This window comes from Sinorhizobium sp. NG07B, from assembly GCF_002532005.1.
GTDB classification, from domain to species: domain Bacteria; phylum Pseudomonadota; class Alphaproteobacteria; order Rhizobiales; family Rhizobiaceae; genus Sinorhizobium; species Sinorhizobium fredii_C.
This window is the reverse complement of the sequence record NZ_NWTD01000001.1, coordinates 848,119-871,892: the sequence shown is the minus strand read 5'-3', so window position 1 is coordinate 871,892 and position 23,774 is coordinate 848,119. Positions and strand designations below refer to the sequence as shown.

Annotated in this window: 18 protein-coding genes; 9 read left to right on the top strand and 9 right to left on the bottom strand. The window is 63.8% G+C overall.

Annotation, left to right across the window (positions count from 1 at the left end; genetic code table 11):
- The first annotated feature begins 45 nt into the window (after window positions 1-45).
- The 4 genes from CO664_RS04220 to ade all read left to right on the top strand — a co-directional run bounded on the left by CO664_RS04220 (window position 46) and on the right by ade (window position 4,547).
- Window positions 46-789 (top strand): HugZ family protein, encoded by a 744-nt coding sequence (locus CO664_RS04220; protein WP_097538003.1) that lies wholly within the window; start codon window positions 46-48, stop codon window positions 787-789.
- A 119-nt stretch (window positions 790-908) separates the two neighbouring features.
- Window positions 909-1,253, top strand: coding sequence for a metalloregulator ArsR/SmtB family transcription factor (locus tag CO664_RS04215; protein WP_097538002.1), 345 nt, complete (start codon window positions 909-911; stop codon window positions 1,251-1,253).
- Between the two features lie 176 nt (window positions 1,254-1,429).
- A complete protein-coding gene (locus CO664_RS04210) occupies window positions 1,430-2,758 on the top strand; it encodes an aspartate aminotransferase family protein (protein ID WP_097538001.1) in 1,329 nt (442 codons plus the stop codon).
- Between the two features lie 91 nt (window positions 2,759-2,849).
- Window positions 2,850-4,547 (top strand): adenine deaminase, encoded by a 1,698-nt coding sequence (gene ade, locus CO664_RS04205; RefSeq protein ID WP_097538000.1) that lies wholly within the window; start codon window positions 2,850-2,852, stop codon window positions 4,545-4,547.
- A 227-nt stretch (window positions 4,548-4,774) separates the two neighbouring features.
- On the opposite strand, the gene CO664_RS04200 is transcribed toward ade, so the two are convergent.
- Window positions 4,775-6,421, bottom strand: a complete 1,647-nt coding sequence (locus CO664_RS04200; protein ID WP_097537999.1) for an alpha-glucosidase family protein — start codon at window positions 6,419-6,421, stop codon at window positions 4,775-4,777.
- A 146-nt stretch (window positions 6,422-6,567) separates the two neighbouring features.
- Here CO664_RS04200 and CO664_RS04195 point away from each other — a divergent pair, with 146 nt between their 5' ends.
- Window positions 6,568-7,488: a sugar kinase gene (locus CO664_RS04195; RefSeq protein WP_097537998.1), complete on the top strand. Its 921-nt coding sequence runs from the start codon at window positions 6,568-6,570 to the stop codon at window positions 7,486-7,488.
- A gap of 158 nt (window positions 7,489-7,646) precedes the next feature.
- On the opposite strand, the gene der is transcribed toward CO664_RS04195, so the two are convergent.
- From der to CO664_RS04180, 3 genes are all read right to left on the bottom strand, one after another.
- A complete protein-coding gene (der, locus tag CO664_RS04190; RefSeq protein ID WP_097537997.1) occupies window positions 7,647-9,071 on the bottom strand; it encodes a ribosome biogenesis GTPase Der in 1,425 nt (474 codons plus the stop codon).
- 10 nt (window positions 9,072-9,081) lie between these two features.
- Window positions 9,082-9,750 (bottom strand): tetratricopeptide repeat protein, encoded by a 669-nt coding sequence (locus tag CO664_RS04185; protein ID WP_097537996.1) that lies wholly within the window; start codon window positions 9,748-9,750, stop codon window positions 9,082-9,084.
- A gap of 202 nt (window positions 9,751-9,952) precedes the next feature.
- Window positions 9,953-10,540: an NnrU family protein gene (locus CO664_RS04180; protein ID WP_097537995.1), complete on the bottom strand. Its 588-nt coding sequence runs from the start codon at window positions 10,538-10,540 to the stop codon at window positions 9,953-9,955.
- 250 nt (window positions 10,541-10,790) lie between these two features.
- Here CO664_RS04180 and CO664_RS04175 point away from each other — a divergent pair, with 250 nt between their 5' ends.
- Entirely contained in the window at window positions 10,791-11,795 is a 1,005-nt protein-coding gene (locus tag CO664_RS04175; RefSeq protein ID WP_097537994.1) for a polysaccharide deacetylase, read from the top strand.
- 10 nt (window positions 11,796-11,805) lie between these two features.
- On the opposite strand, the gene sbmA is transcribed toward CO664_RS04175, so the two are convergent.
- The 5 genes from sbmA to glpK form a co-directional block, all read right to left on the bottom strand.
- Complete coding sequence (gene sbmA / locus CO664_RS04170) at window positions 11,806-13,068, bottom strand: peptide antibiotic transporter SbmA (RefSeq protein ID WP_097537993.1); 1,263 nt, start codon at window positions 13,066-13,068, stop codon at window positions 11,806-11,808.
- 161 nt (window positions 13,069-13,229) lie between these two features.
- Window positions 13,230-14,528, bottom strand: coding sequence for an MFS transporter (locus tag CO664_RS04165; protein ID WP_176536491.1), 1,299 nt, complete (start codon window positions 14,526-14,528; stop codon window positions 13,230-13,232).
- A 113-nt stretch (window positions 14,529-14,641) separates the two neighbouring features.
- Complete coding sequence (map, locus tag CO664_RS04160) at window positions 14,642-15,391, bottom strand: type I methionyl aminopeptidase (protein WP_037414825.1); 750 nt, start codon at window positions 15,389-15,391, stop codon at window positions 14,642-14,644.
- Window positions 15,392-15,456: 65 nt separating this feature from the next.
- The gene (locus tag CO664_RS04155; protein WP_037414822.1) at window positions 15,457-16,497 is read right to left on the bottom strand and encodes an LLM class flavin-dependent oxidoreductase; all 1,041 of its coding nucleotides are present in this window, start codon (window positions 16,495-16,497) and stop codon (window positions 15,457-15,459) included.
- Between the two features lie 281 nt (window positions 16,498-16,778).
- Window positions 16,779-18,272 carry a glycerol kinase GlpK gene (gene glpK, locus CO664_RS04150; RefSeq protein WP_097525213.1) on the bottom strand — a complete coding sequence of 498 codons (1,494 nt, stop codon included), beginning with the start codon at window positions 18,270-18,272 and terminating at the stop codon, window positions 16,779-16,781.
- 294 nt (window positions 18,273-18,566) lie between these two features.
- Between glpK and CO664_RS04145 the strand changes: the two genes are divergently transcribed.
- The 3 genes from CO664_RS04145 to xdhB all read left to right on the top strand — a co-directional run bounded on the left by CO664_RS04145 (window position 18,567) and on the right by xdhB (window position 23,398).
- Window positions 18,567-19,343, top strand: coding sequence for a 3-hydroxybutyrate dehydrogenase (locus CO664_RS04145; RefSeq protein WP_097537992.1), 777 nt, complete (start codon window positions 18,567-18,569; stop codon window positions 19,341-19,343).
- Window positions 19,344-19,361: 18 nt separating this feature from the next.
- Entirely contained in the window at window positions 19,362-20,849 is a 1,488-nt protein-coding gene (gene xdhA, locus CO664_RS04140) for a xanthine dehydrogenase small subunit (protein ID WP_097537991.1), read from the top strand.
- Between the two features lie 212 nt (window positions 20,850-21,061).
- A complete protein-coding gene (xdhB, locus tag CO664_RS04135) occupies window positions 21,062-23,398 on the top strand; it encodes a xanthine dehydrogenase molybdopterin binding subunit (RefSeq protein WP_097537990.1) in 2,337 nt (778 codons plus the stop codon).
- The last annotated feature ends 376 nt before the right edge of the window (window positions 23,399-23,774 follow it).

The following is a 23,774-nucleotide window of genomic DNA, read 5'->3' as shown; positions in this document are numbered from 1 at the left end:
GCCGCTCCGGGCTTTTTTGTTTTGACTGACCCGAGGAAGCGCGTCATGAGCGACAAACCGAACGTCTTGAGAGAGACCGACGACGAGGCGCGCAGGCTTGCCCGGGTGTTGCTCCGGTCCGCGCGCAGCGGCGCGCTGGCTGTGCTCGAACCCGACGGCAGCGGCTTTCCCTTCGTCAGCCGCGCCTTGATCGGCATCGATATCGACGGCGCGCCGGTCATTCTCGTCTCACGGCTTTCGACCCATACCCAGGCGCTCCTTGCCGACCGACGCGCCTCGCTGCTGACCGGCGAGCCGGGCAAGGGCGACCCCCTAGCCCATCCCCGCCTCACCCTGCAGTGCGAGGCCGAAGAGGTTGCGCGCGACAGCGCCTCGCATGGCCGCATCCGCGAGCGTTTTCTGCGCCGCCATCCCAAGGCCCGGCTCTATGTCGATTTTCCCGATTTCGGCTTTTTCCGCCTGGCGCCGCTGCGCGCCAGCCTCAATGGCGGTTTCGGCCGCGCCTATGTGCTGACTGGCGAGGATCTCGTCATCGTTTCGCCCGCGGCCGCCGCGCTCGCCGAGATGGAGAGCAGCGCCATCGAGCATATGAACTCCGATCACCGGGACGCGGTGAAGCATTATGCGACCGTCCACTGCCGCGCCGGCGATGGCGACTGGAAGATCGTCGGGATCGACTCGGCTGGCCTCGACCTTTCCGACGGGGAGACACTGCAGCGCCTGGAATTCGACGCCGTTCTCGAGGACACGGCCCAGTTGCGGCCGATTTTGAAAAAACTTAACGGTTAATCGGCACTTAGCTACCCCCAATTCTTGCAGTGGGTGGTTGCCCTTTTATGCATCACGTCTAATTATCGTGCTTCGTAAAACATAACTACGTGTGATGTAATTCTCGCATGGAGCACGCAATGCAGCCTCTTTCGCCTGAAAAACATGAGGAAGCGGAAATAGCAGCCGGTTTCCTCTCGGCCATGGCAAATCCAAAACGCCTGCTCATTCTCGACTCGCTGGTCAAGGAAGAAATGGCGGTAGGCGCATTGGCCAACAAGGTCGGGCTGAGCCAGTCGGCTCTTTCCCAGCACCTCTCGAAGTTGCGTGCCCAGAATCTGGTTAGCACCCGTCGTGACGCCCAGACGATCTATTATTCGAGTTCGTCCGAGGCGGTCATGAGGATTTTGGGCGCACTCACGGAGATTTACGGAGCCCCCACGAGCGTCGTCATAGAAAAGACCTTCGTGCGCAAGTCGGCGTAACTCCCAAGACGCCGACAAGAGCTGCAAGGCCAAAGCCCCGACGAGCAATCGCGGGGCTTATTTCTTGCGCGCCGGCAGGCTTGACGCTCACAGGGGCACTGATAATTTGACCAACAGGTAAAAGAATTCGGACCCCAGCCGACTTTTCGCGCTGGACGCCCCCGAGGAGAACAGACATGTCGAACCGCCTGAACACCACCCCGAACGATCTCCGCGCCTTTTGGATGCCCTTCACCGCCAATCGGCAGTTCAAGAAGGAGCCGCGGCTCTTCGTCGGCGCCAAGGACATGTACTACACCACCCATGACGGGCGGACCGTGCTCGATGGCACGGCCGGTCTCTGGTGCGTCAATGCCGGTCACTGTCGGCCGAAGATCACCGAGGCGATCCGCGAACAGGCGGGCGAACTCGATTATGCGCCGGCCTTTCAGCTCGGCCATCCGAAGGCCTTCGAGCTCGCCAACCGGCTCGTCGACATCGCACCGGAAGGTCTGAACCACGTCCTCTACACCAATTCCGGTTCGGAATCGGTCGACACCGCGCTGAAAGTCGCGCTCGCCTATCACCGCGCCAAGGGCAACGGCTCGCGCTTCCGCCTCATCGGCCGCGAGCGCGGCTATCACGGCGTCAATTTCGGCGGCATTTCGGTCGGCGGCATCGTCGCCAACCGCAAGATGTTCGGCACGCTGCTGACGGGCGTCGACCATTTGCCGCATACGCACCTGCCGGGGAAGAACGCCTTTGCCCGCGGCGAGCCCGAGCACGGGGCCGATCTTGCGAGCGAACTGGAGCGGATCGTCACCCTCCACGACGCCTCGACTGTCGCCGCGGTCATCGTCGAGCCGGTCGCCGGCTCCACCGGCGTGCTCATCCCGCCGAAGGGCTACCTCCAGAAGCTGCGCGAGATCTGCACCAAGCACGGCATCCTGCTGATCTTCGACGAGGTCATCACCGGCTATGGTCGTCTCGGCACGCCTTTTGCCGCCCAATATTTCGACGTCAAGCCAGATATCATCACCACCGCCAAGGGCCTGACCAACGGCGTGATCCCGATGGGCGCAGTGTTCGTCACCTCGGAAATCCACGACGCCTTCATGACCGGCCCGGAGCATCTGATCGAGTTCTTCCACGGCTACACCTATTCCGGCAACCCGATCGCGTCTGCCGCGGCACTCGGAACGCTCGACACCTACAAGGAAGAGGGTCTGCTGACGCGCGCCGCCGATCTCGCGCCCTACTGGGAGGAGGCGCTGCATTCGCTGAAGGACTGCCCGCATGTGATCGACATCCGCAATATCGGCCTGATCGGCGCGGTCGAGCTCGAGCCGATCGCCGGCGAGCCGACGAAGCGCGCCTTCTCCGCCTTCCTAAAGGCCTACGAGAAAGGCCTGTTGATCCGCACGACCGGCGACATCATCGCGCTGTCGCCGCCGCTGATCATCGAAAAGCAGCAGATCGACGAACTCTTCGACAAGCTGCGCGACGTCTTGAAGAACAATATCTGAGACATCTCCGCGTTATTTGCGAAGCCCTTTCCCCGCCTCAGGGGAGAGGGGTATTGTCATCGGCAAAGCAGCAAAGGGGCGAGGTGCAGGCATGTCCGAGGCGCTGGAACGGTTCATCGATCAGGGCGTCGGCCGCAAGCCGTCCGACATCGTGCTCAAGGGCGGGCGCTTCTTCGATCTCGTCACCGGCGAACTCGTCGCTTCCGACATTGCCATCTCCGGCGACCGGATCGTCGGAACCTGCGGCGACTACGAGGGCTGCGAGGAAATCGACATCTACGGTCGCATCATCGTCCCGGGCTTCATCGACACGCATCTGCACATCGAGTCCTCGCTCGTCACCCCGCACGAATTCGACCGTTGCGTCCTGCCGCTCGGCGTCACCACGGCGATCTGCGACCCGCACGAGATCGCCAACGTGCTCGGCACCGAGGGTATCCAGTTCTTCCTGGACTCGGCGATGGAAACGATCATGGACATCCGCGTCCAGCTTTCCTCCTGCGTGCCGGCAACGCATCTGGAGACGGCCGGTGCCGACCTGCCGATCGAGCGGCTTACGCCGTTTCGCCATCACCCCAAGGTGATCGGCCTTGCCGAGTTCATGAATTTCCCCGGCGTCATCCACAAGGATCCGGTCTGCCTCGCCAAGCTCGCGGCCTTCCAGGGCGGCCACATCGACGGCCATGCGCCGCTGTTGCGCGGCAAAGAACTGAATGGTTACCTCGCAACCGGAATCCGCACCGACCACGAGTGCACGAGCGCCGAGGAAGCGCTCGAAAAGATCCGCAAGGGCATGCATATCCTCGTTCGCGAAGGCTCGGTGTCGAAAGACCTGCATGCCCTGATGCCGATCATCACCGAACGGCTGTCGCCCTATCTGGCGCTCTGCACCGACGATCGCAATCCGCTCGACATCGCCGAGCAGGGCCATCTCGACCACATGATCCGCACGACGATCGCGGCGGGCGTCTCGCCGCTGGCGATCTATCGCGCCGCCTCGATCTCCGCGGCGCGTGCCTTCGGTCTCAGCGACCGCGGCCTGGTCGCGCCCGGCTGGCGGGCCGATCTCGTCGTCGTCGACAGCCTGGAGACCTGCAAGGCCGAGATGGTCTTCTCGGGCGGGAAACGCGTGACCGACGCGCTCTTTGCCCGCCGCAAGCCGGTTGAACCGGTGGGGCTCGACAGCGTCAAGGCGCGAGAGGTCAAGTCGGCCGACTTCGCCGTGCCCTACAGCGAAAGCGAGACCTCGGTGATCGGCGTGCTGCCGGGAAAGATCATCACCGAGCATCGCCGTTTTCGGCTGCCGGTCGAGGGCAACCAGACAGGGCCGGATCTCGGCCGCGACATCATCAAGGTCGCCGTCATCGAGCGCCACGGCATCAACGGCAACCATGCCAACGGCTTCGTTCAGGGCTTCGGCCTGAAGAAGGGCGCGATCGCCTCCACCGTCGGCCATGACAGCCACAATATCTGCGTCGTCGGCGTCGGAGACGAAGACATGGCACTTGCCGCCAATCGCCTCGCCGAGATCAGGGGCGGTTTCGTCGTCGTCGAAGACGGCCGGGTGACCGGCGAGATCGCCTTGCCGATTGCCGGACTGATGAGCCTCGAGCCCTATGAGCGGGTGCGCGACATCCTCCACCACCTGCGCCAGGCCGCCTTCGCGCTTGGCGCGACGCTGGAGGAGCCTTTCCTGCAACTCGCCTTCCTGCCGCTGCCGGTGATACCGCACCTCAAGATTTCGGACCGCGGGCTGGTGGATGTGGACAAGTTTGCGCTGATTGGCTGAGACTACTGACACGATGACCTGCTGACGGAATGCCGCCCTCTCCACACTTGTCATCCTCGGGCTTGACCCGAGGATCCATTCACAAGGCCGCCCGTGGCACATTGACCACGACGCGATCTCGAATTCACGCAAACTGACCGCGACGCTCGATAGTTTCGGTGATGTCTGTGCGTGGGATCCTCGGGTCAAGCCCGAGGATGACGGAGGGGTAACGAACGCGTCTCCGCTCACCCCAGCCTGCCGCAGAAGACGTCGTAACCGGCAAGCGCGATCGCGTTCTCAGCTAACTCGGGCGCAAATCCCGGCACTGGCAGCACTTCAGCGACATCCATGTCGACGGCGAGCTGAACCGTTTGCGGCTCGCCCGTCAGGTTGAAGACGAAAAGCAACCTCTCGCCGTTCTTCTCCCTGGTGAAGGCCAGCACATCCTGGTTGGTCGCAAGGAACGCCATGTCGCCGTCTAGGAGGGGCGCGTGGGCGCGACGGAAAGCGAGCGTAGTGCGATAATGTTCGAGCACCGACCCCGCGACGCCCTCCTGTGCATCCACCGCCAAGGCGCGCTGTTCCTCGCGCACCGGCAGCCAGGGAAAACCGGCGGAAAATCCGGCATTCGCCTCATCCCTTTCCCAGACCATCGGCGTCCGGCAGCCGTCGCGACCCTTGAAGGCCGGCCAGAAGCGGATGCCATAGGGGTCGCGCAATTCCTCGTAAGTGAGTTCCGCCTCCGGCAGGCCCAGTTCTTCGCCCTGGTAGAGGCAGATCGAACCGCGCAGGCTGGCAAGCAGCGCAATAGCGAGCTTCGCCACCCGTTCGCGGTCCGCCTCGCGAAGCACAAAGCGGCTGACATGACGCATGACGTCGTGGTTGGAGAAGGCCCAGCAGACCCAGCCATCGGTGACGATCGCCTGGAAATTCTCGACGCAGCGCCGGATATGGCGGGCCGAGAGTTCCGGGCCGAGCAGGTCGAAGGTGTAGCACATGTGCAGCTTGTCGCCACCGCTCGTATAGGCGGCAACCGTCTTCAGCGACCGGGCGCCATCGCCGACCTCGCCCACCGTCGTGCGGCCGCCATATCTGTCGAGCAAGGCCCGCAGCCGCTGCAGGAAGGCGATATTCTCCGGCTGGGTCTTGTCGTAGAGATGATCCTGCATGCCGTAGGGATTGACCTCCGGCGCGTCGCTGCTCGTCGCATCGGGATCCGGAACGAGCGGCGGGTTGTCCCGCAAATGCCGGTCATGGAAGTAATAATTGACCGTGTCGAGCCGGAAGCCGTCAACGCCGCGGTCCAGCCAGAAGCGCACCGTATCGAGCAGCGCCTCCTGGACCTCGGGATGATGGAAATTGAGGTCCGGCTGCGACGTCAGGAAGTTGTGCATGTAGTATTGCCTGCGCACCCCGTCCCATTCCCAGGCCGGGCCGCCGAAGATCGAAAGCCAATTGTTCGGCGCCGTGCCGTCCGGCTTCGGATCGGCCCAGACGAACCAGTCCGCCTTGGCATTGCTACGGCTCGAGCGGCTCTCGACGAACCAGGGATGCCGGTCGGACGTGTGCGAGATCACCTGGTCGATGATCACTTTCAGTCCCAGCCGGTGCGCCTCCGCCATCATGGCGTCGAAATCGGCAAGCGAGCCGAACATCGGGTCGACGTCGCAATAGTCCGAGACGTCGTAGCCCATGTCCGCCTGCGGCGACCTGAAGAAGGGCGACAGCCAGATGGCGTCGACGCCGAGCGAGGCGATATGAGAAAGCCGCCGGGTCACGCCGCGAAGATCACCGATGCCGTCGCCATCCGTGTCCTGGAAGGAACGCGGATAGACCTGATAGACCACCGCGCCGCGCCACCAATCGTCGCCAGACCTCGTTCCGACCGCCATCCGCACACCCCGCTGTTCCTGCTGCTGCACGAAAGATGTATCGCCGCGATTTCACCGAGTAAACGGCGCGCGCAACATTCGCTTGCTGCGAAGCCGACAGATCGCTAACCCATTGGCGGCGACACCGATGGCGGGAGGAAGAGCGGATGGCGGGCAGCATGCTTTCAATCGGCGAATGCATGGTCGAACTGATGCAGGCGGAAGGCGGCATGCTGCGCAAGGGCTATGCGGGCGACACCTTCAACACCGCCTATTACGCGCGTCTGTTCGCACCGGCCGGATGGACCGTCGAGTATCTGACCGCCGTCGGCACCGATGTCGTCTCCGACGAGATGCTGTCATTCATCGAAGGCACTGGAGTCGGCACGGCGCATATCGCCAGGATCGAGGGCCGCATGCCAGGCCTCTACATGATCCATCTCAAGGAAGGGGAGCGCAGCTTCTCCTACTGGCGCTCAACTTCCGCCGCGAAGCTGCTCGCCGACGACCTGGATCGGCTGCGAAAGGCGATCGGTTCGGCGGACGTGGTCTTCTTCTCCGGGATCACGCTTGCAATCCTTGCTGCCGATGCGGTCGAAACCCTGCTGTCGGAACTGCGGCGGGCGAAGGCGACCGGCAAGCGCGTCGTATTCGATCCGAATATCCGTCCGCGCCTCTGGGACGACGTGGCACGGATGCGCGCAACCATCGAGGCGGGTGCGCGAGCGGCGACGATGGTGCTGCCGAGCTATGACGACGAGGCGACGCATTTCGGTGATGCCTCCGTCGGCAGCACGATCGAACGATACCGTGCGCTCGGCGTCGCCGACATCGCCGTCAAGGACGGCGCCAACGGCGTCACCCTGCAGTTCGGCGAGGGAGCGCGCCAGCACATCCCGGCAGCACCCGTTGCCCGCATCGTCGACACCACCAGCGCCGGGGACAGTTTCAACGGTTCCTTCCTCGCGCACCTCGCCGCCGGCGACACCCCGGCAGATGCCGCCGCCTTCGCCGCACGCATAGCCGCAGCGGTGATCGGCCATCACGGGGCGCTGGTGGAGCGGGAGAAGTTGCCGACTGTTTGGTAGGTGGCTTTTCACCGATCGACGGGATGTCACCGAGCCTTTCTACCGATGAGCCAAATAACCTTTGGATGGACTCCCGCGCCGCAGACGCGGCGCTGCTGGATTCCTGTGACAAGCACAGGAATGAGGCCTTGATTGTAGAGCGGCGATGCTTCCTTCAATCACCGCCTCTTGCGAGCCTTCGATTCGTAAGGATTATCCGCAGCCCGGAAATGGACGCGGATCGGCACGCCCGGCATGTCGAAATCGTTGCGCAGGCCGTTGATCAGATAGCGGACATAGGATTCCGGCACCGCTTCCGGGCGCGTGCAGGAGATCATGAAGCCCGGCGGGCGGGCCTTCACCTGGGTCATGTATTTGAGCTTCAGGCGACGGCCGGAGACGGCCGGCGGCGGGTGCTGCACCTGCTGCGATTCCAGCCAACGATTGAGGCGCGCCGTCGAGATGCGCCGGTTCCAGACCTTGTCCGTCTCGATGATCGCCTGCATCAGCCTGTCGAGACCGTAGCCCGTATGGCCGGAGATCGGCACGGCGCGGATGCCGCGGGCCTGCGGCAGCAGCCGTTCGGTCTTTTCGCGCAGATCTGCAAGCACCGCCTGCCAGTTCTCGACCAGGTCCCATTTGTTGAAGGCGAGCACGGCCGCACGCCCCTCGCGCAGCACCAGATCGACGATCTGCAGATCCTGCTTCTCGAAGGGAATGGTAGCGTCGAAGACGATGACGACCGTCTCGGCAAAACGGATGGCGCGCAGCGCATCGGCGACCGAAAGCTTCTCGAGCTTTTCCTGGACCTTCGCCTTGCGGCGCATGCCGGCCGTGTCGAACATCTTGATCGTGCGGCCGCGCCAGTCCCATTCGACCGAGATGGAATCGCGGGTGATGCCGGCCTCGGGGCCGGTCAGCAGCCGGTCTTCGCCGAGAAAGCGGTTGATCAGCGTCGACTTGCCGGCATTCGGCCGGCCGACGATCGCGACTCGCAGGGGCTTGGTTTCGTCATAGGCGGGCTCCGCCTCTTCGTCCTCGCCTGCCCCCGTCGGGCGAATATCGACATCGGTCTCGGCGACGTCCTCCGCCGGCGGGAAGACCCTATCCTCACCGAGGGCGGCGACGATCGCGTCCCGCAGGTCGAGCATGCCCTGGCCGTGCTCGGCCGAGATTGGGCACGGTTCGCCGAGGCCGAGCGTGAAGGCGTCGTAGAAGCCGCCGTCGGATCCGCGTGCCTCCGACTTGTTGGCGACGACGATGACCGGCTTGCCGCGCCGGCGCAGCATCTCGGCAAGCGTTTCATCGGCCGGCGTCAGGCCGGCCTTGGCGTCGATGACGAACAGCGACAGATCCGCCTCGTCGATCGCCTGTTCGGTTTGCGCCCACATCCGCCCCTGCAGGCTGTCGGGCGCCGATTGCTCGAGACCGGCCGTATCGATAATGCGGAATTTCAGGTCGACGAGTTTTGCGTCGCCGGGTCGCCGGTCGCGTGTGACCCCGGGCGTGTCGTCGACGAGCGCCAGCTTCTTGCCGACCAGACGGTTGAACAAGGTCGACTTGCCGACATTGGGGCGCCCGACGATGGCGACGGTGAAACTCATATCAGAAGCCTCAAGCTTTGCCGCTCGCCGCAATCACGTCGAGCAGCATCTGCGCCCGGTTGACGACGCCGCGCGGGCTTTCGGTATCGTCGGCGATCTGCTGGAACCAGCCCTTCGCCTTGGCGTAATCGCCCGCCTTGTAGGCCGCAAGGCCGAGCGCCTCGCGCGCCGAATGGCGCATGGCGTTCTGCGGCACCGCCAGCTGTTCGACCTCGGCCGAGACCTGATCATAGGTGCCGGCATCGATGAGCAGGTAGGCGGCGCGCAGCCGCGCCGCATCGCGGAGCGCGGCGGGAATGCGGGTGTCCTTGCCGATCTCGGAGAACGCCGCAACGGCCGCATCGGTTTCGCCCTTCTGGGCCTGCAGCGTCGCCGCGCGCAATCGTGCGAGAACCGGATAGGAGCCGTAGCCCTCCCGCTCCAGCTTGGTGAGGGCGGCAAGCGCCTCCTCCGACTTGTTTTCCTTGGCAAGATCAAGCGCTACGAGGAAGGCGTCTCCCGATTGCGACGAGGAACTCTCCTGCCAATAGTCGTAGCCGACCTTGCCGACGGTGCCGAGGACGATGAGTGCCGCGATCCCGATGATGATGCCGCCGAAGCGCGTCCAGATGGCTTTCATCTGATCCGAGCGGAGTTCTTCGTTCACCTCGCGGATAAAGCTGTCGTCCTGGTTTGCCATCTGTTGCCCCGGCCTTCCTGCACGCTGGCGCGTAGCCCCGACATTCGACGCCGATGTTCGGAAGGGAAACGCGCAATCTCAAACTGTTCGAGCATCCGTTGCGCGTCCGGCCGGACGCGCGTGCTCTCTGTGGATTTTGCGCCTTCTACCCGATTTTGCGTCGCTTGTAAGGGGGCCCATGTCATTTAGCCCATGATGTCATTTAGCCCATAACGATGGGAGGGACGCCGATCAGCCAATCGTGCAGCTTCCAGACGAAGAGCACATAGGCGGCGAGGCCGATGAGCACCGCCAGCACGTCGTTGCGCGTCGACTTGAACACCGGCAGCACGGATTCGCCCGCGCGCTCGCGTCGCTTCAGCGAGATGCGCACGATCACCGCCCAGGCGAGAAACGAGGCGAAGAGCAGGACAGAAGAGGTCTCGCCGTTCGAGAGCAGGTGCGCCAGGGCCCAGATCTTGATCGAGAGGACCTGCGGATGCTTGACCGCGACGGCGATGCGACCGGCCGGCAGGGAACCCGCGGCAAGGAAGACAAAGGCGAAGAGCATCAGCAGGAGGGCGATGTGGCGCAGGAATACCGGCGGATCATAGAGCATCCCAGTCTCGCCGCGTGCCTGGCCGAAGCCATAGATGATGAGACAGAGACCGACGAGGCTGACGGCCGTATAAAGCCCCATCCATGTACCCTTGCCGCGGCTCTCGATGACGCCGGCGCGAAGGCCGGGCGCAACCACGCGAACGAGATGCATGCCCAGAAAAATCACGATACCCAGGACCAGTAGAGTCATAAGTCACCCACGCTAGATTGCATCGAACCGGGGGGAATCCGGATTGTGAACGCATCGATCAACAATTCGGAGCGCGATGCAAGCCATAGCCTGCATCGAACCTCCCGCATCCCGCTTTATCCCTTTATTTACCATCGCATAGCTTAATCCCCAGCGAATTTCCGGCGGGACCTAAGGATTGCCGCATTGTTGAAGAAGGGACGGCGAATACAACTCGTCATATCTGCTGATTCTCCCAAGAAGCCGTCCCATGCCACGCAAGATCCTCGCGCTCTCGCTCTGTCTCCTTCCCACAGTAGCGTTCGCCGATCCGCCTTCGGCGCCCCTGCCCGCCAAGGGAAAGCAACTCGTGATCGTCTCCTTCGACGGCGCGCACGACAATGCGCTGTGGGAAAAGAGCCTCACCATGGCAAGGCGCAACCGGGCGCACTTCACCTATTTCCTCTCCTGCACCTTCCTGATGACAAAGGCGGACGGCAGGGAGAGCTACAGGGCGCCGGGACAGAAAGCCGGCCGATCCAATGTCGGCTTCGCCCAGAGCCGCGAGGAGATCGCCGTTCGCGCCGGCCATATCTGGCAGGCGCATCTCGAAGGTCACGACATCGGCAGCCATGCCTGCGGCCATTTCGACGGCACGGGCTGGAGCGAGGCGGATTGGGAGAGCGAATTCGCGGCCTTCCGCACGGCACTGGTCGACGCCTGGAAGAAGGCCGGCAGACCAGAGGCCGAGCCGGAAGGCTGGGCGGACTTCGCCCGCAGCGGGATCAAGGGTTTCCGCGCGCCCTACCTCTCTGTGAGCGACGGTCTCCTGCCGGCGCTCAAGGCCTTTAGGTTCACTTATGATGCGAGCCTCGTCACCAAGGGGCCGGGCTGGCCCAAGACCGAGGCCGGCATGCCGCGCTTCGGCCTGCCGCTCATCCCGGAAGGCCCTTCGCACCGGCCGGTGATCGGCATGGACTACAATCTCTTCATCCGCCACTCCATGGGCGTCGAAAACCGAAGGGACAGCGCCCGTTTCGAGGAGCGGACGCTTGCGGCATACCGAGAGGCATTCCGCAAGGAATATGACGGCGGGCGCGTTCCGCTGCAGCTCGGCTTTCACTTCGTCGAGATGAACGGCGGCGCCTATTGGCGGGCGCTTGATCGCTTCCTGACGGAGACCTGCCGCAAGCCGGACGTCGCCTGCGTCAGCTATGCGGAGGCTCTGCCGCAGATCGAGGCGGCAGAAGAGAAGGCGGATCGCTCCGCCTTCTGATCAGCGCGAGCTACAGGGCAAGTTCTTCCTTGCCGCCGGCCTCAATGAATTGGCGGTCGATATCAGGCAGCGGCGCTTCATCGAGCACGGATTCGAAGGCGCGGAGACGCTTGTAGATCGAAAGCAGCTCAACGATCGTCGGCCAGGAGTTGACGAGGTATTGGAAGGACGAGCTCACTTGGCCGAACGCACCGGAAATCTGGTTCAGCGCGCCGAGGGAAATCTTGCCCGCAATAATCGAGGGCGCGAGGATAAGCAGCGAGAAGATATTGTTGATCTGCAGATAGAAAATGCGTGCAATGTTGAAGTACAGATAGTGGAAATAGAGCCGGAAATAGTTCCTGCGAACGTTGCTGAAAAGCTCGACAACCGTTTCCGGTTGAGCGCGATCGATGTGATCCTCGCCGTAAACTAGCTCCTTGCGATAGGCGGCTTCCACACGTTGGTTGCGGAATTCCAGTCCCGGCAACTTGATCCCAACCAAGGCGAGGAACACCGTACCGAAAAGCGACCATAGGACGGCTGCCGTGACCAAAGGATAGGGAATGCTGCCGACGATTGGCAGTTCGGTGACGTTCTCGGAAAGCCGGATCAGGACAGGTGTGAAGGCGATCAAGGTCATGACACTGTCGATAAGGCTAACGCCAAGGCCCTCGACCGTCGAGGAGAAGCGCATCGTATCTTCCTGTACGCGCTGCGAGGCCCCCTCGATGTGACGCAGCTTGCCCCAGTTGGTCATGTAGTATTCGTTCATGGCCGTACGCCAACGAAAGATGTAATGGCTGACGAAATAGCGCGTCATCACCGCGACTGCCACGGCGACCATGGCGATTCCAAGGAACGTCCCGATCTGTGCGTAGAACTGTTCCGCCGTGACAACAGCAGCCTTGGAGACCGCGGCCTGAATCAGGTCCCAGAAGGGTCCATACCAGTTATTGATCGCCACGCTCACCTGCACCTGGAAATAGGTGACAAAGAGAATGAGAGCCGATCCCCAGATAGACCAGCTCTGCCAGCGATGCGGAGCGTAAACCTGCCAAAAGGCGGCGAAAATCGCCACCACCAATCCAAAGTAAATATAAAACCAGAGGAAGGCAGGCGACCAGAAGGCCGAGATCCCGACGATCGGCGGGGCATCGGCCGGCGCGGGCGGTAAACCAACGAGCGCCCCAATCCTTTCACCCCAGCCATACCAGAAGGCAACGGCAATCAGCGACCAGACAACGACGGAGATGAAGAACAGCTTCGGCTTGGGGAAGAAGGATTGGAACAAGGGACGGCACTCTCGCTATTTGGAGGGCAACGACTTGCCTCCTGATGCGGCCGAAACTAGGGCAAATTGCCCGTCGCAACAATTCCGCATTGCGAATGTTACTGTTATTTCATGAAGCTCCTCCGGGAATAATTCCGCCTCGGGCGCGGAAATCGTGGGCTTCACCGACCCAATGCTGCCCTGATCCTCGGCAGTTCGACGACCACCACCGCGCCGCAGCAGAACAGCACCACGGCCGCCACCAGTGTCGGCAGCGCGAAGCTCCCGGTCCGTTCCGCCAGCCAGCCGGCGACGAGCGGACCGACGATCTGGCCGATGCCGAAGGCGGCGGTCATGAAGGCGAGGGCCCGGCGCGGGCTTTCGGGCGCAAGCTGGCGGCCGATCTGCAGGCCGTAGGCCGTGACCATCATGAAGGTGGCGCCGAGCATCAGGCCGCCGACGAGCGGCGCATAGGGCGAAGGCAAGGATATGGTCAGCATCAGGCCCGCGGCCTCGACCAGCAGCCCGGCTGCATAGACGCCCGCAAGCCCGAGGCGCGGCACGGAGAAGCGCCACAGATAGATAGACAGCGCAGCGCTGATGCCGGTAATCAGCCAGGCGAGGAATTCGACGCTGTGGCCGCCGCCCGGGTCCCGGGCCATGGCGACGAGGAACGTCGCGGTGATCACATAGCCGAATCCGAAGAAGCCGTAGGTGAGCGTCATGACTGCAAGCGGCCGGGTCCAGCTGAGCGGCGCCTCACGTCCGGCGCCATTTCCCACATGCTCGCTGCCCGGCAGCAAGGCGGCAACGAGGACAGTCCCTGCCAGTGCGACAAGCGCGCCGGTGAACCAATCTCCTTGCGAGGCGGAAAGGCCCGCGACCCCCGCGAGCGGTGCCGCCCAGACGCAGAGCGAGGAAAGCGCGATGCCGAAGCCGACGCCGCCGAAATGCACCGACGGCACATGTTCCGACTTGGCCAGCAGCCCCTGCCCCAGAACAATCCCGGACACGAAGATCATCGCGAAGGCGCTCGCGAGGCCCGCAAGGAAACGGATGGCTGAATAGACGAGAACGGACGAGGTGAGCCCCATCATCGCCAGCAACAGGGTCGTCGCGGCCAGTGCAGCAAGGCCGATCCGCCGCTCGTGGCCATGCGCCCAGCCATAGGCGGCCAGCACGGCGCCGGCGAGATAGCCGACGAAATTGGCCGAGGCGATCAGCCCGGCATCCGCCGGCGAGAGCCCCGCATCCGCCATCATAGCCGGCAGGATCGGCGTATAGGAGAAACGGCCGAAACCCATGGTGACGGCCATGGCGATGGCGCCGGCGATTGCCGTCGCGGCCAGGCTGCCGCGTGCGAGCGCATGGGGAGCAGAAGTCGGCAGCGCCTCTGCCTCAACCATGCCACGCGGATCGATTCCGCTGGCCGTGCCGACGTGCTTCTCGTCGCGATCCGGCAATCTGTAAAGCGTGCTCATGCCTCCTTATTGCATCGCAGCAAGAAGCCGACAAATCATTATAATTGAAGCTTCGATTGATGGAATCGAACGATCGCAGCCCTGGCGCCACCGCCCGGCCGCATCACCTCTGCTCAGCCCGGCAGCGTGACGACCAGCGGTCCGCCGCGCGTCACGACGACCGTGTGCTCGTACTGCACCGTTGGCGCACGCGGCTCACTGTAGAGCGTCCAGTCGTCGTCGCCGCCCTCGGCCCAATGGGCGCCCATAGACAGAAACGGCTCGACTGTGAAGACCATGCCCTCTTTCATCCGCCGACGTTCGGACGGATCCGGCCAGGTGGCGATCTCGGCCGGCTCCTCGTGCAGCGACCGGCCGATGCCGTGGCTCGCCAGGTTGGTGACCAGCGAATAGCGGTTCTTGCGGGCGAATTCGCCGATGGCATTGCCGATCGCTGCCAGAGACTGATCCGGCCGCACCTGCTTCAAGCCCACCCACATGGCCCGTTTGCCGTCGCGGCAGAGCCGGTCGATGGCCGATGTGACGGGCGGCACGGGGAAGGAGGCGCCGGTATCGGCAAAGAGGCCATCCTTCTCGGCGGAAACGTCGATGTTGACCAGATCGCCGGCGCGGATCACCCGGCTGCCCGGAATGCCATGGGCGATTTCCTCGTTGACGCTGATGCAGGTCGCGCCGGGAAACTTGTAGCAGAGCTCCGGCGCCGAGCGCGCGCCCGCTTCCTCGAGCACCTTGCGGCCGATCGCGTCGAGTTCAGCCGTGGTGATGCCGGGCGCGAGCGCCTCGCCCATCGCCTGCAGCGCATTGGCGCAGATACGGCCGATTTCTTTCAGCCGCTCGAGATCTTCGTCATTGTTGAGGGTCATCGTATCTCGCTTTCGCGGCCACATGTAGCGTGGCGACGCGGCGGATACCAGTGCCGGCCGGTCCGCTACCGGCTTGCTTCCGCCAGCATCTCGCGAACCCGCGGCGCGACCTTGGTGCCGTAGAGCTCGATGCCGCGCATGATCTGGTCGTGCGGCATCGGGCCGATCGCCATCTGCAAGAGGAAGCGATCGTTGCGGAAGAGCTTTTGATGCGCGACGATCTTTTGCGCCACCGTTTCCGGGTCGCCCAGGAAGAGATTGCCGGCCGGGCTGCGCGCCTGGTCGAAATGGGCACGGTTCGTCGGCCCCCAGCCGCGTTCGCGGCCGATGCGGTTCATCACCTCCGCCTGCGGCCCGTAGAACTGGTCGGCCGCCTCATCCGTCGTGTCGGCGATGAAACCGTGCACGTTGATGCTCGTCTTCAGCTTCGATGCGTCCTGGCCGGCGCGGCGCGCCGCCTCGCGGTAGAGGTCGAAGAGCGGCGCGAACCGCCGCGGCTCGCCGCCGATGATCGCCAGCGCCATCGGCAAGCCGAGCGCGCCGGCGCGGGCCACCGATTGCGGCGTGCCGCCGACGGCGATCCAGAGCGGCAGCTGGTCCTGCAACGGCCGCGGATAGACGCCGCGACCGTCGATCGGCGGCCGCAATTCGCCCGACCAGGTGACCTTCTCGCTGTCACGGATCGCCAGCAGGAGATCGAGCTTTTCGGCAAAGAGCTGGTCGTAGTCGTCGAGAGACTGGCCGAAGAGCGGGAAGGACTCGATGAAGGAGCCGCGCCCGGCCATGACCTCGGCGCGGCCATTGGAAAGAAGATCGAGGGTCGCGAATTGTTGGAAGACGCGCACCGGATCGTCGGAGCTCAGCACCGTCACGGCGCTCGTCAGCCGGATACGGCTGGTGCGCGCCGCCGCGGCGGCGAGGATCACCGCCGGCGCGGAGGCGGCGTAGTCGGGCCGGTGATGCTCGCCAAGGCCGAAGACGTCGAGGCCGACCTGGTCGGCAAGCTCGATCTCTTCGATGAGATTGGCAAGGCGCCGGCGCCCCTCGGCACCCTTGTCGGTAGCATTGGGGTCCACGTCGGCGAAGGTATAAAGCCCGAGTTCCATGATGACGTCCCGTTGTCGATCGCCCAGAGATAATCGGCGCCCGGCACGGCCACAAATGCGGGATTTGGAAACACACTGTTTCTTAAGGCAGGAATTTTGCCCCATCCCGCTGCCGCGACCTTCTCCCCGCAAGCGGGGCGAAGGGAGCTGCCGCACCCGTCCCGTCCCTGCTCCCGCATGCGGCAATTTCTATGGAGTAAGGGGAACGCTCGAACTCATGTCCCCTCGCCCCGCCTGCGGGGAGAGGGCTAAGGTGAGGAGCAATTCTCGGCGTGAGCTGCCTACGCCGCCATCAGCGTCCGCTTCACCGCGCTGCGCCAGCCCTTCAGTTTGCCCTTGCGGGTCGTCCCGTCCATCTTCGGCTCGAAGCGCCGGTCGCGGGCCCACGATTTGGCGAACTCCTCCTGGGTGGGCCAGACGCCGGCGCGGCTGCCGGCGAGCCAGGCAACGCCGAGCGCGGTCGTCTCGAGGATGACCGGCCGGTCGACCGGCGCGTCGAGCAGATCGGAGAGCCTCTGCATCGTCCAGTCCGAGGCGACCATGCCGCCGTCGACCCGCAGCACCGTGTCCTTGCCGTTGCTGCGCCAGTCCCGGTGCATGGCGTCGAGCAGATCGCGCGTCTGGTAGCAGACCGACTCGAGCGCCGCCCGGGCGAATTCGGCGGGTCCGGTATTGCGCGTCATCCCGTAGATCGCGCCGCGGGCATCCGGGTCCCAGTGCGGAGCGCCGAGCCCGGTGAAGGCCGGCACCAGATAGACCTCTTGCGTCGGATCGGCGCTTTCGGCCAGCGTGCCGGTGTCGGGCGCCGCCTTGATGACCTTGAGCCCGTCGCGCAGCCATTGGACGGCAGCGCCCGCGACGAAGATCGAGCCTTCGAGCGCGTAGGTCGTCTTGCCATCGAGGCGATAGGCGATGGTGGTGAGCAGTCGGTTCTTCGAGCGGACGATGTCCTTGCCGGTATTGAGCAGCGCGAAGCAGCCGGTGCCGTAGGTGGATTTCAGCATGCCCGGCTTGAAGCAGGCCTGGCCGATCGTCGCCGCCTGCTGGTCGCCGGCCACCCCGAGGATAGGAATCGCCGCACCGAAGAGGGAAGGATCGGTAACGCCGAACTCGGCCGCGCAATCCTTCACCTCCGGCAGCATCGTCCGCGGGATGCGGAGGATGTCGGTGAGTTCGGCGTCCCAGCCATTGTCGACGATATTGTAGATCAGCGTCCGCGACGCATTGGTGGCGTCGGTCGCAAAGGATTTGCCGCCGGTGAGCCGCCAGATGAGGAAGGTGTCGATGGTGCCGAAGCAGAGCTCGCCCTTGGCGGCGCGCGCCTGCGCTCCCTTCACATTGGTCAGCAGCCAGTTGAGCTTCGTACCGGAAAAATACGGGTCGAGCAGTAGTCCCGTCTTCTTGGTGAAGGTCCTTTCGAGGCCCTGCTTCTTCAGCTTGTCGCAGAAGGAGGCAGTGCGGCGATCCTGCCAGACGATGGCATTGTGAATCGGCTTGCCGCTCTCGCGATCCCACACGACGACCGTTTCGCGCTGGTTGGTGATGCCGATCGCCGCAATATCGCTGGCGGCAATGCCAGCCTTCTCGATCGCCTGCCGGATGGTGAAAAGAACGGTCTCCCAGATTTCTTCCGGGTCGTGCTCGACCCAGCCCGATTTCGGGAAGTGCTGCTTGAATTCCTTCTGGCCGACGCCCGCGACCTGCTGCTTGCCGTCGAAAACGATCGCGCGCGTGGACGTCGTACCCTGATCGATCGCGAGAATATATCCGCCCATATGCCCCTCCTCGGCACGCACAGACGCCGCCCTTCCTCTAGGGGAGGTCTTCGAAAGACTTCAATACGACGCTGAAACGAATGTCAAACGAAAACAAAACGCAACTCGACCACCCTTGCGAACCCGACACGAACTCTGCGTCGCCGGACGGAAAAACACAATTGTCACCGCTGCGCTTTTGCGCGTAGGCTGCGGCTGTTGCATCGCAAAAATGCGCGCGCGCGGGTGACAGTACGGCGCATCGTTCGATTGCAGAAACGAGGGCGGTTTGCAGCGCCGAGGGAGAGATCGAGAATGACGAAGACAGCGGTCATAACGGGTTCGACGAGCGGCATCGGCTTGGCCATCGCCAAGGCCTTCGCGAAGACCGGGGCCAACATCGTGCTGAACGGTTTCGGTTCGGCGGACGAGATCAGGACGGTGACGGACGAGGTCGCCGGCCTCGGCGCCGGCACCGTCCTCCATCACCCGGCAGACATGACGAAACCGGCCGAGATCGCCGACCTGATGGCGACCGCCACCGCGCGCTTCGGTGGCACCGACATCCTCGTCAACAATGCCGGCGTGCAATTCGTCGAGAAGATCGAGGATTTTCCCGTCGAGCAATGGGACCGGATCATCGCCATCAACCTCTCCTCCTCCTTCCACACCATCCGAGCGGCGATTCCCTCCATGAAAGAGAAGGGCTGGGGGCGCATCGTCAACATCGCCTCGGCACACGGCCTCGTCGCCTCGCCCTTCAAGTCCGCCTATGTGGCGGCCAAGCATGGTATCATGGGTCTTACTAAGACCGTGGCGCTCGAGGTGGCGGAAAACGGCATTACCGTGAACTCGATCTGCCCCGGCTATGTGCTGACGCCGCTCGTCGAAAAGCAGATACCGGACCAGGCGAGGACACGCGGCATCACCGAGGAACAGGTGATCAACGAGGTTATGCTCAAGGGCCAGCCGACCAAGAAATTCATAACCGTCGAGCAGGTGGCCTCACTGGCGCTTTACCTTGCAAGCGACGACGCGGCGCAGATCACCGGCACCCATGTCTCGATGGACGGGGGCTGGACGGCGCAATAACGGATCGAGAAGGACGTGATGGCACAGGCATCCGACAGCATCCGCTTCATCCTGAACGATACGGAAATCGCACTCTCGGACGTTGCGCCGACAGACACATTGCTCGACTTCCTCAGGCTTCAACGCCGCCTCACCGGCACCAAGGAAGGCTGCGCCGAGGGCGATTGCGGCGCCTGCACCGTGCTCGTTGGCCGGCTTGCCGGCGACCCCCAAGGGCGTGAAAGCCTCGTCTATGAAACTGTCAATGCCTGCATCCGGTTCATCGGCTCGCTCAACGCCACGCATGTCGTCACCGTCGAGCATCTGGCGGCAAGCGACGGGGCGCTGCATCCGGTGCAGCAGGCGATGGTGGATTATCACGGATCGCAATGCGGCTTCTGCACGCCCGGCATCGTCATGTCACTCTATGGCCTGTGGCTGACGAACGACAATCCGAGCCGTGCGGCGATCGAAAAGGCGCTGCAAGGCAATCTCTGTCGCTGCACCGGCTATGAGCCGATCGTGCGGGCGGCGGAAGCCGCCGCCAAAGAGCGCCCCTCGGCGATTTTCGATCCGATCACCCGGACACGGGAGACCGTAGCGGCCCGGCTAAAGGCGTTTCAGCCGACGGAAACGATCGTCATCCGTAATGGCGAGAACTGCCTTGTCTTGCCGGCGGATACGGCCGGCCTCGCAACGGCGCTCGCCGAGTACCCGACGGCGACGATTGTCGCGGGCTCGACCGATGTCGGGCTCTGGGTGACGAAGCAGATGCGCCCGATCAGCCCGGCGGTGTTCATCAGCGGCATCGCCGAACTGCAGCGGATCGATAGCTCCGGAGCCGGCCTGACCATTGGCGCCGGCGTCACTTATTCATCCGCCTTCGAAGCCCTTTCCTTGGCCTTTCCAAGCTTCGGACAGCTCCTCGACCGTATCGGCGGCGAGCAGGTGCGCAACATGGGAACGATCGGCGGCAACATCGCCAATGGCTCGCCGATCGGCGACAGCCCGCCACCGCTGATCGCTCTCGGCGCAACGGTCAGTCTGCGCTCGAAGGACGGCACGCGCTCGCTGCCGCTCGAGGATTTCTTCATTGCCTATGGCAAGCAGGATCGCAGGCCCGGCGAATTCGTCGAGAGCATCTTCGTCCCGGCCCTGCCGGCGGGCGACCGCTTCGCGGCCTACAAGGTGACCAAGCGCCGCGACGAGGACATCTCCGCCCTGCTCGGCGCCTTCCGCATCGCGCTCGACGGCGGACGGGTGAAAACCGCCCGCATCGCCTTTGGCGGCATGGCGGCCACCCCGAAGCGGCCGAAGGCCGTCGAGGCCGCGCTGACCGGCCAGCCCTGGACAGAGGATACGGTACGTGCAGCCCAGGCGGCCTTCGAAACGGATTATCAACCGATAACCGACTGGCGCGCCAGCAGCGCCTATCGCATGCTGGCGGCAAAGAACCTGCTGATGCGCTTCTTTCTGGAGAGCGTCGGCGAAAAGGCGCAGCTTGAGCGTTTCGAGGATGTGGCATGAGCGGTGGCCTCGAAGTCTGCGTCGTCAAATTGCCCCTCACCCATCCCCTCTCCCCGCGCGCGGGGAGAGGGGATGGAGGCAGCGCCCCGCTTCGCTCGGGAAGTGGCAGGAAGGAAAGTGGCGCGGTAAGTGCCTTCGCCCCGTTCGCGGGGAGAAGGTGGCCGGCAGGCCGGATGAGGGGCAGCAACTCCCTCAGTTGGGGGCGCTAAGCGATGGATAAATCCGCCTTCGAAGAACGCACCACCATCGCCGGCCCGATGCACAGCGAACTGCGCCACGACAGCGCCCACAAGCACGTCGCCGGGACCGCCGACTATATCGACGACATGCCGGAGCCCGCCGGCACCTTGCACGGCGCACTTGGCCTCACCGACCGGGCCCATGCGGAAATCCTCGAAATGGACCTCTCCGCGGTTGCCGCCCTGCCCGGCGTCGTCTCAGTGCTGACCGCAAAGGACATGCCGCATTCGAACGACATCAGTTCCACGCATCTCCACGACGAGCCGGTGCTCGCCGACGACCGCGTGCAGTTTCATGGACAGCCGGCATTCGCGGTGATTGCCGAGACGCGCGACATTGCCCGCCGCGCGGCGCGGCTGGCGAAGATCACCTATCGCGACCTGCCCCACAGGATCGATGTGGCCGACGCAATCGCCGGAGGCGGAGAGCTGGTCACCCCGCCATTGACTCTTCAGCGCGGCGACGCGGAGGGCGAACTGGAGCGCGCGCCACGCCGGCTCAAGGGCAAGATGCGCATCGGCGGCCAGGAGCATTTCTACCTGGAGGGGCACATCGCGCTCGCCATTCCGGGCGAGGATGACGACATGACCGTCTGGGTATCGACCCAGCATCCGAGCGAAATCCAGCATATGGTCGCGCAGGTGCTCGGCGTCCCCTCAAACGCCATCACCGTCAACGTCCGCCGTATGGGCGGCGGCTTCGGCGGCAAGGAGACGCAGGGCAACCAGTTCGCCGCACTCGCCGCCGTCGCCGCGCGCAAGCTGCGTCGTGCCGTCAAGTTCCGGCCCGACCGCGACGACGACATGGTGGCGACCGGCAAGCGCCATGACTTTCTCGTCGATTACGACGTCGGCTTCGATGATGCCGGGACCATCCTGGCAGTGCAGGCGACGTATGCGGCGCGCTGCGGTTTCTCCGCCGATCTTTCCGGGCCGGTGACCGACCGAGCCCTCTTCCATGCCGACAACGCCTACTTCTATCCACACGTGAAGCTGACCTCGCAACCCTTGAAAACCAATACGGTTTCCAATACCGCCTTTCGCGGTTTCGGCGGGCCGCAAGGCATGGTCGGCTGCGAGCGGATCATCGAGGAAGTTGCCTATGCGCTCGGCAAGGACCCGCTCGAAATCCGCAAGCTGAACTTCTATGGCGACAAGGATTCGGGACGCAACGTCACGCCCTACCATCAGAAGGTCGAAGACAACATCATCCGGCAGATCGTCGAGGAACTGGAGGCGAGCGCCGACTATCAGGGCCGGCGTGCCGCGATCATCGACTTCAACAAATCGAGCCGGGTGATCCGCAAGGGCATCGCCCTGACGCCGGTCAAGTTCGGCATTTCCTTCACCCTGACCCATCTGAACCAGGCCGGCGCGCTCGTTCACATCTACACGGATGGCTCGGTCCATCTCAATCACGGCGGCACCGAAATGGGCCAGGGCCTCAACACCAAGGTGGCGCAGGTTCTCGCCGACAGTTTCCAGATCGATATCGACCGGGTGAAGATCACCGCGACGACGACCGGCAAGGTGCCGAACACCTCCGCAACCGCTGCCTCCTCGGGCTCCGATCTGAATGGCATGGCTGCCTTCGACGCCGCCCGCCAGATCAAGGAGCGCCTCGTCGCCTTCGCCGCCGAGCGCTGGCAGACGACCGCCGACAATGTCAGCTTCGTGCAGAACCACGTGAAGATCGGCGAAGAACGCGTGCCCTTCGCCGAATTCATCGGCCAGGCCTACATTGCCCGTGTGCAACTATCGGCCGCCGGCTTCTACAAAACGCCGAAGATTCACTGGGACCGCGCCGCCGGACGCGGCACGCCCTTCTACTACTTCGCCTATGGGGCGGCCGTCTCGGAAGTATCGATCGACACATTGACCGGGGAATACCTCGTCGACCGGGTCGACGTGCTGCACGACGTCGGCCGCTCGCTCAATCCGGCGATTGACATCGGCCAGGTCGAAGGCGGCTTCGTGCAGGGCATGGGCTGGCTGACGACGGAGGAACTCTGGTGGGACGAGAAGGGGCGGCTGAGGACCCATGCCCCGTCGACCTACAAGATCCCGCTCGCCTCGGACCGGCCGAAGGTCTTCAACGTGCGCCTCGCCGAATGGTCGGAAAATGCCGAAAAGACCATCGGCCGCTCCAAGGCGGTGGGCGAGCCACCCTTGATGCTGCCGATTTCGGTGCTGGAAGCACTGTCGATGGCGGTCGCCAGCGTCGCCGACTATCGCGAATGTCCGAGGCTCGATGCGCCGGCGACGCCGGAGCGTGTCTTGATGGCGGTGGAGAGATTGAGAGGGATTTGAGCTGTTCAGGGGCAAGTTTGGCTCAACGATTTTCAGCAACCGTGGAGGCCCCTAACCCTCTCCCCGTTCTGACGGACTTGGGAGGTGCCGCGAGTCCCTTCGCCCCGCCTGCGGGGGAAGGTCGCGGCAGCGGGATGAGGGGCATTTGTCGACCTACCGGAGCCTTTCATCCTCCCGCCGCGACACGTCCCAGTCCATGAGACCCAAGTCTCTCTTCATGTAATCGGACGTCGTTTCGAGGTCGAGTTTCAAGCTCCGGCCTCTCATCCGACGAAAGGCAGAGGCGACTGTCCGGATTGCTCCACGCACTGAGCGAACTGGCTTTCTTTCAGCATTTTCCAATACATCGCAGGACATCTGAGCACCCTTTCGAAAG